Source organism: Streptomyces coryli (genome assembly GCF_011044975.1).
Classification (GTDB): domain Bacteria; phylum Actinomycetota; class Actinomycetes; order Streptomycetales; family Streptomycetaceae; genus Streptomyces; species Streptomyces coryli.
This window is the reverse complement of record NZ_JAAKZV010000076.1, coordinates 21004-32388: the sequence shown is the minus strand read 5'-3', so window position 1 is coordinate 32388 and position 11385 is coordinate 21004. Positions and strand designations below refer to the sequence as shown.

The 11385-nt window shown below is 73.2% G+C and carries 13 protein-coding genes; 5 read left to right on the top strand and 8 right to left on the bottom strand.

Annotated elements, in window-relative coordinates; translation table 11 throughout:
• On the top strand, nucleotides 1-610 hold a 610-nt coding region (locus G5C51_RS18655), incomplete at its 5' end, for an amidase family protein (RefSeq protein WP_240929749.1).
• A gap of 12 nt (nucleotides 611-622) precedes the next feature.
• On the opposite strand, the gene G5C51_RS18650 is transcribed toward G5C51_RS18655, so the two are convergent.
• The 4 genes from G5C51_RS18650 to G5C51_RS18635 all read right to left on the bottom strand — a co-directional run bounded on the left by G5C51_RS18650 (nucleotide 623) and on the right by G5C51_RS18635 (nucleotide 3829).
• Nucleotides 623-1558, bottom strand: a complete 936-nt coding sequence (locus G5C51_RS18650) for a GNAT family N-acetyltransferase (protein WP_165238778.1) — start codon at nucleotides 1556-1558, stop codon at nucleotides 623-625.
• Nucleotides 1559-1730: 172 nt separating this feature from the next.
• Entirely contained in the window at nucleotides 1731-2597 is an 867-nt protein-coding gene (locus tag G5C51_RS18645; RefSeq protein ID WP_338118203.1) for a DUF2797 domain-containing protein, read from the bottom strand.
• 48 nt (nucleotides 2598-2645) lie between these two features.
• A complete protein-coding gene (locus G5C51_RS18640) occupies nucleotides 2646-3239 on the bottom strand; it encodes a DUF4865 family protein (protein ID WP_165238774.1) in 594 nt (197 codons plus the stop codon).
• Between the two features lie 14 nt (nucleotides 3240-3253).
• Nucleotides 3254-3829 carry a TetR/AcrR family transcriptional regulator gene (locus tag G5C51_RS18635; RefSeq protein WP_206314024.1) on the bottom strand — a complete coding sequence of 192 codons (576 nt, stop codon included), beginning with the start codon at nucleotides 3827-3829 and terminating at the stop codon, nucleotides 3254-3256.
• A gap of 153 nt (nucleotides 3830-3982) precedes the next feature.
• Between G5C51_RS18635 and G5C51_RS18630 the strand changes: the two genes are divergently transcribed.
• Genes G5C51_RS18630 through G5C51_RS18620 form a run of 3 tightly spaced genes read left to right on the top strand, consistent with a single transcriptional unit; the run spans nucleotide 3983 to nucleotide 7598 of the window.
• The gene (locus G5C51_RS18630) at nucleotides 3983-4282 is read left to right on the top strand and encodes an SHOCT domain-containing protein (protein WP_165238770.1); all 300 of its coding nucleotides are present in this window, start codon (nucleotides 3983-3985) and stop codon (nucleotides 4280-4282) included.
• Nucleotides 4279-5046, top strand: a complete 768-nt coding sequence (locus G5C51_RS18625) for an ABC transporter ATP-binding protein (protein WP_206314023.1) — start codon at nucleotides 4279-4281, stop codon at nucleotides 5044-5046. The genes G5C51_RS18630 and G5C51_RS18625 overlap by 4 nt, the downstream gene beginning before the upstream one ends.
• Nucleotides 5043-7598: an ABC transporter permease gene (locus G5C51_RS18620; RefSeq protein ID WP_165238768.1), complete on the top strand. Its 2556-nt coding sequence runs from the start codon at nucleotides 5043-5045 to the stop codon at nucleotides 7596-7598. Before G5C51_RS18625 ends, G5C51_RS18620 begins: the two co-directional genes overlap by 4 nt.
• 6 nt (nucleotides 7599-7604) lie before the next feature.
• Here the strand turns inward: G5C51_RS18620 and G5C51_RS18615 are convergent, their stop codons facing one another.
• A complete protein-coding gene (locus G5C51_RS18615) occupies nucleotides 7605-8123 on the bottom strand; it encodes an ATP-binding protein (protein WP_338118202.1) in 519 nt (172 codons plus the stop codon).
• A 37-nt stretch (nucleotides 8124-8160) separates the two neighbouring features.
• Nucleotides 8161-8496: a hypothetical protein gene (locus tag G5C51_RS18610; protein WP_165238766.1), complete on the bottom strand. Its 336-nt coding sequence runs from the start codon at nucleotides 8494-8496 to the stop codon at nucleotides 8161-8163.
• 299 nt (nucleotides 8497-8795) lie between these two features.
• Between G5C51_RS18610 and G5C51_RS18605 the strand changes: the two genes are divergently transcribed.
• Nucleotides 8796-9932 (top strand): PLP-dependent cysteine synthase family protein, encoded by a 1137-nt coding sequence (locus G5C51_RS18605; protein ID WP_338118201.1) that lies wholly within the window; start codon nucleotides 8796-8798, stop codon nucleotides 9930-9932.
• Here the strand turns inward: G5C51_RS18605 and G5C51_RS18600 are convergent.
• Nucleotides 9910-10386: an SRPBCC family protein gene (locus G5C51_RS18600; RefSeq protein ID WP_165238764.1), complete on the bottom strand. Its 477-nt coding sequence runs from the start codon at nucleotides 10384-10386 to the stop codon at nucleotides 9910-9912. The genes G5C51_RS18605 and G5C51_RS18600 overlap by 23 nt on opposite strands.
• Entirely contained in the window at nucleotides 10386-11249 is an 864-nt protein-coding gene (locus G5C51_RS18595; protein WP_165238782.1) for a DeoR/GlpR family DNA-binding transcription regulator, read from the bottom strand. Before G5C51_RS18595 ends, G5C51_RS18600 begins: the two co-directional genes overlap by 1 nt.
• Nucleotides 11250-11385: the final 136 nt, after the last annotated feature.

Below are 11385 nucleotides of genomic sequence, written 5' to 3'. Positions count from 1 at the left end.
GACGGAGGCGGCCGATGGGCGGCGGCCGGTGCTGGGGGTCCCGGAAGGGCCGTATCTGGAGCGGGCGGACGCGGAGGGGCTGGCGGCTTACGAGGGGCAGCTGGAGCTGCTGCGGGCGGCCGGTTACGACGTGCGGCGGGTGCCGGTGATGGCCGACTTCGACGCAATTCTGGTGCAGGTGCACCACGCCAACCGCTACGAGCTGGCGCAGGCGCACGCCGACTGGTTCGCGCGGCACGCCGACCGGTATCGGCCGGAGACGGTGCAGGCCATCGCCGAGGGGCGGGCGGTGTCGCGGGCGGACTACGAGGCGGCGCTGGCGGACCGGGTGCGGACCCGGGAGCGGCTGGCGGCGGCGATGGATGAGAGCGGCATTGACGCGTGGGTGGCGCCGCCGGCTCCCGGGCCCGCGCCGCGCGGGTTCGCGACGACGGGCAGCGCGATCATGTGTCTGCCGTGGAGCAACGCCGGGGTGCCGGCGCTGACGGTGCCCGCCGGGCACGCGGCGAACGGGCTGCCGCTCGGGCTGCAGATCGTCGCCCGGCGGGACGCGGACGAGGCGCTGCTGGGGTGGGGGAGCGAGCTGGAGAAGGTGCTGGCGGGGGCGTGAGGCCGTTCCTGTTCACAACCGGCGGGCGAACTCCTGGCGGTCGGCGAAGTTCTCGTAACCGGCTCGTTCAAATGCCCTGAACATCGGGATGTTGGCCGCGTCGCAGTCGCCGCGGATCTCGTCGGCGCCGGCCGCTTGGAGGAGGCGGGTGCCGCGGGCCACCACCGCGGTGGCGTAGCCCTTGCCGCGATGGACAGGGTGCACGCCGACGAGGCCGATCACGGCGGTCGTGGGGTTACGGGCCGGGAGGCTGGCGGCGGCGGGGGTGCCGTCGGGGGCGTAGCCGAGCTCCCACCAGTCGGGTTCGTACGACAGCCCCTCCATGTCCGTAAGGAAGATCTCGGCCGCTCCGCGGGCGCCATGCTCGGCGACATCGGCGGCCATGCGGGCGTCGGCGCTGGTGGGGAGCGTCGCGGCGAGGAGGTCGAGGAATGGCTCGCGGCCCAGCTCCGGCAGCGCGCGCCAGGTCAGCCGCTCGTCCACGGCGGGGAGTTCGGCGTCGTCGCGGAGACGGAAGCGGCGGCCTTCGCGGACGGACGTGAAGCCCGAGGCGAGCAGCAGCTCGACGCGGCGGTCGGGCCGTTCCTGGAACTGCGGCGGCTGGGCCGGGGAGTCGACGACGTGCTCCAGCTCCTCGGTCCCGAGCGAAGCGGCCAGCGCGGCGGCCTCGTCCAGCAGCGCCCGGCCCGTGGCCAGGCCCGGCTCGTCCCACGGGGCTTCGAGCAGCACGAAGGCCATCGGGACGTCCTTGCCCGGAAGGGTCCACAGCGCCACGGCCGCGTCCAGCCCGCCGTCCGCACCCTCCGCGACCAGACACCACTCCGGGCGGGTGCACTTCTTGGCCAGGAGATCGGCGAGGTAGGCGGCGGTCCCGGCATTGCGCTCGGGCCGGCCGGGACGCTCGACGAGAGCGGGCAGCTCGTCGGGACGGGCGGGGCGTATGGCCATGAACGGTACGTCCAATCTCGGGGCAACGAGCAGACAACTGGACGGTACGGAACGCGCACCGGGAGCCGCTGTCAACTGGATTTGTCCGCGCTAGCGTTGTGCGCACCGGCGTGGTGCTGCTCGTCGAGTCCGAGGCGGAGAGCATCTGCAAGCAGCGGCGCCGGACCCCACGTCAGAACAGCGCCTCCGGCGTGACACCCTCCTGGCCGGCCGCTGCCATCGGCTCCGTCGGCGGCGGCGCGAGACCGTCACCCTCCGGCCGGCACAGCGGCCAGCCCGCGACCAGATGCGCGTCGAGCAGCAGCTCACCCGCCCCCGTCGCCAGGTATACGTCCGAGCCCGCGACCGCCAGCACCGTCCCGGTCAGCGCCGCGCCCGCCGCCAGCCCCGTGACCCGCGCCGTCGGCCGCGGCGCCCGCGGCTCCAGGCCGAAGTGGGCGGCGTGGTCCACGAGTTCGTACGGAGCCGGGGTCAGGGTCTCCTGCCAGCCCGGCACCGCCAGCGCCGCCTCGTATCGCCCGCGGAGCTCCGCCGCCCGCTCCTCCGACGGGGGCAGCGCGGCCCGCGCCGCCCGTTTGCGCGGCGACCGCACCCGCTCCGGGATGCCGAGCGCGGCCCCCAGCACCGCCTCGGTGCGGCGCGCGGACATCAGCGGCCCGTGCCCCAGGAACGTGAAGCACACCGCCGCCTGCTCCAGCAGCCGCGCCGGACCCCGCTCCTGCGCGGTGATCCCCACCTTCACCAGGCCGGTCCCGAACCAGGCCAGATACACGGCATACGTCCGCGGGTCGTCCGGCACGGTGTCCGCGGCGACGGACTGCGACCGGTCCAGCGCCGCGCACCGCTCGCACTGGTCCCGCACGGCCGCGGCGGGCGTCGCGGCCGCGTCGGGACACGGCAGCCGCCGCCCGGCCCGTACGACGCCGACACACTCGCGCACGACACCGTCCGGCACCGCCAGGGACACTGCCGCCCCCAGCCGCAATTCGCCTCCGGCGCGGTCGCCGTGTTCCGGATGGAACCAGCGCCATCCCGGCACCCCCTTCCGCCACCGAACCCCCGCACAACGCCACCGCATGTCCACACGCTAAACGGCGGCACTGACAACGGCCGGAACCGCCGACGCCGGCGCATCGATCTCCGGTGTGCACAGATACAGCACCTCGTAGCGGTCGCCCGCGTCCTCAGGCGCCGCGCCATCCCACAGCGTGCAGCGCACCAGCTCCCAGTGGCGCGGGTCGATCGCGACGGTGGCGGAATGGAGCCCCGGCACCGTCGCCGATTCGCCCAGCGCCGCCCCGATCGCCGTCGCCGGATCCTCGCTCCCGCCCAGCGTCCGGCGCGAGATCGCGGCCGCCCGCGGCGCCCTCCCGTACGCAGGACCGGGCGCGAACCCCAGCCCCGTCCAGTGCTGCACCACCGGCCGCCCGAAGTCGCGGATGATGCCGCGGAAGCCGTCGCCCCACAGGAAGGAGTTCATGCCCTCCGCGGTGTTCCACACGTAGAACGGCGCGTACGCGTTCACCGGCGATCCCGCGACACCCCGCTCCCGCATCAGATACGCCTTGAACCCCAGCCCCGGAAAGCCGTCCAGCAGCCGCCCCTTGGTGGCCACCCGCTCCCGGATGATCCCCATGTTGTAGTCGGCGGGCAGCGTTATCTCGTACTGCATCGCATGCATGTCGACACGTCCTCTCAGCTCTTGGTACGGATCAGGCCGAGCGCCCCGCGCACCGCGTGCTCGAACGGCTCCGCCGACTGCGCCGCCCGCGCCAGGACGTAACCGCCCTGCACCGCCGCCGCGATGGCGGCCGCGGTGTCTTCGGGGTCGAGGGCGGCGTCGAGTTCGCCGGCCCGTACGCCCTCGGCCACGACCTCCGACAGCCGCGTCCGCAGCCAGTCGAAGAGCTCGTCCACCGGGCGGCGCAGTTCGGGATCGGCGATGACATCCGGGTCCTGCGTGAGCCGCCCGACCGGGCAGCCGCGCAGCACCTCGCGCTCGCGCCGCAGATACGCCCCGATCCGGTCCGCCGCCGTGCCGGGCCCCGACAGGTCGGCGTCGGCCGCCGCCCGCATCCGCTCCGCCGTGCGGCGGATCGCGGCGAGCGCCAGGTCGTGCTTGCCCGCGAAGTGGTGGTACATGCTGCCCTGGCCCGCGCCGGCTTCCCGCTGGATGGCCTTCGGGCTCATCCCCACGTAACCGCGCTCCCAGAGCAGCTCCTGCGTGGCCTCGAGGAGGCGTTCCCGGGTGCTCATGACCTCACTGTACATACCAATAGGTACAGAGCCGGGAGGACCCCGGACCTGCCCCCGTACTCCCGGGGGAGCAGGGCAGCTGCCGCTGGCCGTACGACGCTTTCCGGCGCCCGGAGGACGAGTCTCGAAAGCGACAACGAAGCCGTTCCTACCGAGGAGCTGAACGAGATGGACTTCCTTGCACACCCCGGCCCCGACGGTGGCCCCGGCCCGTGGATCCTGCTCTTCCCGCTGATGTGGGCGGCCGTGATCGCCGGCTTCTTCTTCCTCATGCGGCGCACCGTGTGGCGCGGCCGCGGCCGCGGCGCCCCGTGGCAGCAGCGCGAGCGCTACAGCGAGAACTCGCCCGTCTCGATGCTCGGCCGGCGCTTCGCCTCCGGCGAGATCGACGAGGACGAGTACTGGCGCCGGCTCTCGGTGCTGAACGACGAGTTCGGCAGCTCCGCGGGCAAGGGTGGTGCCGCATGAACATCTCCGCCCCGGTGCTGACTGCCGCGGCGGCCCGGGTCATCGACGCCGTGAAGGTCTACGGCGTCGATGACACCGAGGTACGGGCCCTTGATGGCGTGAGCGTCGACTTCCCGGCCGCTCGCTTCACCGCGATCATGGGCCCGTCCGGGTCCGGCAAGTCCACCCTGATGCACTGCGCCGCAGGCCTCGACTCCCTCACCTCGGGAGGCGCCTACATCGGCGACACGGAGCTGAGCGGGCTCGACGACCGGCGGCTCACGCTGCTCCGCCGCGACCGCATCGGCTTCGTCTTCCAGGCCTTCAACCTCCTCCCGACGCTGACCGTCGCGGAGAACATCACCCTCCCCATGGACCTCGCCGGCGCCCGCCCGGACCCGGAGTGGCTCGAGACGCTCATCGACGTCGTCGGGCTGCGCGACCGGCTGCACCACCGGCCGAGCGAGCTCTCCGGCGGGCAGCAGCAACGCGTCGCCGTGGCGCGGGCGTTCGCCGGCCAGCCGGACGTGGTTTTCGCGGACGAGCCGACCGGCAACCTCGACTCGCGCTCGGGCGAGGAGGTGCTGAACCTGCTGGGCCGGACCGTACGGGAGATGGGCCGGACCGTCGTCATGGTCACCCACGACCCCGTGGCGGCCGCGCACGCCGACGAGGTGATCTTCCTCGCCGACGGGCGGCTCGTCGACCGGATGCAGAACCCCACCGCCGATTCCGTTCTGGACCGCATGAAGTCACTCGACGTACAGGAGGCGCGAAAGCCATGAGTGCGACCAGCGCTTCGCTGCGCATCAGCGCCAGCTCGCTCCGCGCGCACAAGCGGCGGTTCGCCGGCACCTTCTTCGCGGTGCTGCTGGGCGTGTCCTTCCTGGCCGGCACGCTGGTCATGGGGGACACCCTGCGAAGCGCCTTCGACACCATGTTCGGCCGGGCGACGAGCGGCACCGACGCCGTCGTCCGCAGCGCGGACGCGATCACCACGCCCGGGGAGTCCTTCGGCACCCGGGAGCCGGTGTCCGCCGCGCTCGCCGAGAAGGTCGCCGGGATCGACGGCGTGGCCGCCGCCCAGCCGGACATCCAGGGCCGCGGCCTGCTGCTCGGCAGCGACGGCAAGCCCATCGGCGGCCAGGGCCCGCCCACCCTCGCCGGTAACTGGATCGCCGACCCGCAGCTCAACGCGTATCAACTCGCCGAGGGCCGGGCGCCGAAGAGCCACGGCGAGGCGGTCATCAACCGCGGCGCCGCCAAGACCGGCGACCTGAAGATCGGCGACAGCACGGTCGTACGGACCCCGGACCCGCTCAAGATCAAGATCGTCGGGATCTCGGAGTTCGGCGGCGAGGACGGCATGGGGCAGACCACCTTCACCGGGCTGACCCGCGCCGACGCGTCCAAGTACCTCGTGCCCAAGGCGGACGAGGCCGCCTCCATCCAGGTGCGCGCCGGTCCGGGCGTCAGCCAGCAGGAGCTCGTCGACGCGCTGAAGCCGGTCCTGCCCAAGGGTGTTGAGGCCGTCACCGGCCAGGAGATCACCGAGGAGAGCCAGGAGCAGATCTCCGGCCAGTTCCTGTCCATGTTCACGATGATGCTGCTGGTCTTCGCCGGCATCGCGCTGCTGGTGGCGACCTTCTCGATCCACAACACCTTCGCCATCGTCGTCGCCCAGCGCACCCGCGAGAACGCCCTGCTGCGCGCCCTCGGCGCCACCCGGCGCCAGGTCGTCGGGCAGACCATGGTCGAGGCCGTGGCCGTCGCCGTGGTCGCCTCCGCGGCCGGGGTCGTGGGCGGCATCGGGATCGCGGCCGGTCTCGGGGCGCTGTTCCCGGCGGTCGGATTCCCGTTCCCCGAGGGCGACTTGGTGATCAAGTGGCTGTCGCTGGTGCTGCCGTTCGTCGTGGGCCTCGTCGTGTGCGTCGCCTCCGCGCTGCATCCCGCCGTACGCGCCGGGCGCACCGCGCCGCTGGCCGCGCTGCGGGAGACCGCGGTGGAGTCGGCGGGGGCGTCCCGTACCCGCATGATCGTCGGTACGGTCCTCGCCCTGGCGGGCGTCGCGCTGACCGTCTACGGGGCCGCCTCCGGGCCGTCCGTGATGCTGACCTCGACCGGCGCCGTCGCCACCCTCGCGGCCTTCGTGGTCATGGGCCCGGTGGCCGCTGCGTATGCGATACGGACCCTCGGCGCCCCGCTGCGCCGCGTCACCGGCCGGCTGGCGAAGCAGAACGCGCTGCGCAGCCCCAAGCGCACCGCCGCCACCGCCACCGCGCTGATGATCGGCGTCGCCGTGGTCTCGCTGTTCACGGTCTTCGCGTCGTCGCTGCAGACGACCATGAACCAGACCGTGTCGCGGTCCTTCGCCGGCGATGTGGCCATCCAGGCCTCCGGTTTCGGCGCCGGCCCCAACGGCCTGAGCCCGAAGCTCGCCCCCGCGGTCGCCGAACTGCCCGAGGTGGACAGCGCGCTCGGCCTCGGCAAGGGCGTGGCCCGGATCGACGGCAGCGGGCGCGAGCTCACCGTCACCGACCCGGCCCGGATGCCGGACGTCCTCGACCTCGGCACGGTGGAGGGCTCGCTCGACGGGCTCGGCACCACAGGGGTCGCGGTCTCCGAGGGCGAGGCGGACAAGCGCGGTTACCGGCCGGGCTCCACCGCCGAGTTCACGTTCACGGACGGGACGAAGGAGCGGTTCACCGTGCGCGCGGTGTACGCCGAGGACGGCATCGCGGGCGACTACGTCGTCACCCGGGCCGCCTGGCAGCCGCATCAGCTGCAGGACTCCGACACCGTCGTCGCCGTCGGCTTCAAGGACGGCGTGAGCGAGGCGGACGGCAAGGCCGCCGTCGAGGGCGTCGCCAAGGACTACGGCAACCCCGAGGTCCAGACCCGCGACGAGTACGCGGACAGCGCCGCGGCCGGCATGGACATCATGCTGACCCTGGTCTACGCGCTGCTCGCCCTGGCGATCCTCATCGCCCTGCTCGGCATCGCCAACACCCTCACCCTCGCCGTGCATGAGCGCACCCGCGAGCTCGGCCTGCTGCGCGCCGTCGGCCAGACCCGCGCCCAGCTGCGGGCGATGGTGCGGTGGGAGTCGCTGCTGGTGGCCGCCTTCGGCACGGCCGGCGGGCTCGGGCTCGGCGCGTTCCTCGGCTGGGCGCTGGTGAAGGCCTCCGACAGCGCGGGCACGGGTGCCTTCTCCGTACCGCCCGTGCAGCTGACCGTCGTGGCGCTGGTCGGCCTGCTGGCCGGGGCGCTGGCGGGCTGGCGGCCCGCACGGCGGGCGGCCCGGCTCGATGTGCTGCGCGCGATCGCGACGGAGTAGCGGGCCTCAGGCCCCCGCGGCGCCCGTCTGCCCCCACAACCGGGGCGGGCGGGCGTCGCCGCGTTCGCCGCCGCCGTTCCCGTACGCGCGCAGCGGCGGCCTCGCGGGTGGCGGGGCCGGCGGGGCCGGGGGAGCCGCGAGCGAGAACCACACCCACTTGCCCTCGCCGCCCTCCTGCCGCCGGCAGCCCCAGTGCTCCGACACGGCCGCCACCAGTGGCAGCCCGCGCCCGCACCCGGACAGCGGCTCCGGCGGCCGCAGCTCGGGCAGCCGCGGGTCGGCGTCGCGTACGGAGACCAGCAGCTCGCCGGGCCGCAGCTCCAGCTCCACCGTGCAGTGCTTGTCCGGCTCGGCGTGCCGGTGCACGTTGGTGAGCAGCTCGGTGAGCGCGAGCGCGGCGGTCTCCACGAGTGGGTCGAGATGCCAGTAGCGCAACTGTGCCGAGACGATTCTGCGCGCCTGGCCGATGCGGGCGGGAGCTGCTTCCAGCTCCACGGTGCAGTGCCGGTGCGGCCACCTGGTCACGGCGGGCCCCCTGGGAGGGTCGGTGAGCTGTGCGGCTTCAGACGCGCTGCCCGCGGGCGCGGGCGCGTGCCGTGTGGACCGCCTCGAGGAAGCGGTTCTCGTCCGGCGGCCCGCTCGGCCCGGAACGCGTGTCCGCGGGCCCCAGCGTGAGCGTGTAGCGATGGCCGTTCAACGTGGCGAGGGCGCGGCCTCCGCGCCCGAACAGCGGCCGGCCGGTGTGCACGTGCTGCACCGGCGCGCTGTCGATCTCCCGGCCCTGGCTGGTGAGCAGCTGCAGCCTGCCGTCCTTGATCCGCACCTGTCCCGCGCGGGTCAGCGAGCGCAGCCAGCGCCCGATCCGCACGCCACGCGCGGTGAATTCCGTGTCACCCACCGTGCACCCCTCCTCAGCACCCCACCCATCGAGTCTGCCCGTGCCCGGGCCGCCACACCAGAGCCGCCTTATGATCGTCAGGGCCTGTTTTGAGTCTCCCGTCGTTGCGCGAAGCGCGGCGCAGCGGCGTCCGGTGCGTGCGATCGGCGTGCGGTGCAAATGGTCCTGTGGCGGAGCCACCGGTCCGTTTGCGCCGTGCGGCGAGCGTGCGTGCCGGATGTCGGGGCGCAGGCGGGAGACTCAAAACAGGCCCTGAGCCCGGACCCGGGCGGAACAGGCACGGCAGAAGGAGCGGCGTGGTGAGCGGCGTACTGGACCCACAGGCGGCAAGCGGACCCGCGCAGACCATTGACGTGGACCGCAGCGACCCGGCGTACCGGGCCTGGCTCAAGGAAGCCGTGCGCAAGGTTCAGGCCGACAACAACCGCTCCGCCGACACGCACCTGCTGCTCTTCCCCCTCCCGGAGCACTGGGGCATCGACCTGTACCTCAAGGACGAATCCACCCACCCCACCGGCAGCCTGAAGCACCGCCTGGCACGCTCGCTGTTCCTCTACGGGCTGTGCAACGGCTGGATCCGGCCGGGCCGCCCGGTGATCGAGGCCTCCAGCGGCTCGACCGCGGTGTCCGAGGCGTACTTCGCCCGGCTGATCGGGGTGCCCTTCATCGCGGTGATGCCGGCCACGACGAGCAAGGAGAAGACCCGGCTCATCGAGTGGCACGGCGGGCAGTGCCATCTGGTGGACGACCCGCGGACGATGTACGAGGTCTCGGCCCGCCTGGCCGAGGAGACCGGCGGCCACTACATGGACCAGTTCACCTACGCGGAGCGGGCCACGGACTGGCGCGGGAACAACAACATCGCCGAGTCCGTCTTCAGCCAGCTGCGCCTGGAGCGCTACCCGGAGCCGGCCTGGGTGGTGGCGACGGCGGGCACCGGCGGCACCTCGGCGACGATCGCCCGTTACATCCACTACATGCAGTACGACACCCGCGTATGCGTAGCCGACCCGGAGAATTCCTGCTTCTTCGACGGCTGGGTGACCGGCGACGCGGAGACGCACTGCGAGACCGGCTCCCGCATCGAGGGGATCGGCCGGCCGCGGATGGAGCCGAGCTTCGTCGCCTCCTCGATCGACCGGATGATGAAGGTCCCGGACGCGGCGAGCGTCGCGGCGGTACGGGCCCTGGACACCGCCATCGGCCGCAAGGCGGGCGGCTCCACGGGGACCGGGCTGTGGTCGGCCTTCAAGATCATCGCGGAGATGCTGGAGCAGGGCAGGACCGGCAGCGTGGTCACCCTCTTCTGCGACCCGGGCGACCGCTACCTCGACAAGTACTACTCGGACGCCTGGCTCGCCGAACAGGGCCTGGACATCGGCCCGTACGCGACGGCCATCGACAGCTTCCTGGCTACTGGCCGCTGGCCTTGCTGAGCCGCTCGTCCAGCGCCCGCATGGCCTGACCGAAGGCGCGGTTGAGGCCGGGGCGGGCCAGGCCGATCAGGGCGCGCACCGGCGCCGGGCCGTCCGCCGCCCACACCCAGTCGACGCGGGTGCCGCCGGGGGTGGGGGAGAGCCGCCAGTCCTCCAGCAGGGCGGTGAGCCCGGGGGCGTTGGTCTGCTCGACGCGGTAGGCATAGCGCTCGTCGGGCTTCGCGGCCAGCACCGTCTCCGTAAAGCGGATGCCGCCCTTGAGCCGGACCCGGCGGCCGCCCTCGAACGACTGGGCCCGGCTGACCGCGGCGAACCACCGGGACCAGCCCGGCGTGTCCTCGGCGAGCGCCTCGTACACCGCGTGCGGCGGCGCGGTCAGGTGCCGGGTGAACACCATCCGCACCGGCGCCTCGTCGGCGAAGCCGAGCGGCACCGGGCGCAGCAGCCGCGCCATCAGCTCCCCGCCCCCCGCGCGCCGTCGGGATACGAGCCGTTCTGCTCGCCGGCGACCACCAGCTCCGGCAGCTGCTCGGCGATCTCCGCGCGCGCCCCGGCGCTCAGCCCGGAGTCCGTCACCAGCGCGTCCACCTCGTCCAGCGAGGCGAATGAACTCAGCCCCACCGTCCCCCACTTGGTGTGGTCCGCGACCACCACGACCCGGCGCGCGGCCTGCACGAAGCAGCGGTTCGTCTCGGCCTCGGCGAGATTCGGCGTGGACAGCCCGGCCTGCACGGATATGCCGTGCACGCCGATGAAGAGCACGTCGAAGTGCAGGCTGCGGATGGCCTGGTCGGCCACCGGGCCCACCAGGGAGTCGGAGGGCGTGCGCACGCCGCCGGTGAGCACCACGGTGGCACCGGTGCCGCCCGGCTGGGCGAGCGGGGAGGTGCCCGCCTGCGCGGCATGGAAGACATCGGCGACGCGCACCGAGTTCGTCACCACCGTCAGGCCGGGGATGTCGGTGAGCTGCCGGGCGAGCGCGAACGTGGTGGTGCCGCCGGAGAGCGCGATCGCGCTGCCGGGCTGGGCCAGCGCGGCGGCGGCGAGCGCGATCTGCTCCTTCGCGCTGGTCTCGATGCTCGACTTGGCCTCGAACCCCGGCTCGTGCGTGGACGCCTCGACCACCGGCACCGCGCCGCCGTGCACCTTCTCGATCACACCCTGGCGGGCGAGCGCGTCCAGATCCCGGCGCACCGTCATGTCGGAGACATGCAGCTTCCGGGTGAGCTCATTGACCCGCACGCCACCGCGCCGCCTGACCTCATCGAGGATCAGGGCGCGGCGCTGCTCGGCCAGGAGGTTCTGGTTGTCGCCCATCGCCTCATCTTCCCATGCCCGTACGACACCCGGCCGGGTGTGCCGGGGCCGTGCGTGCGACGTCACGATTTCGACTCTCCTTCTGCGCGCTGTGCTGCGCACGCCAGGCGTAACCGGAATCCTGGTGTCCTGACCA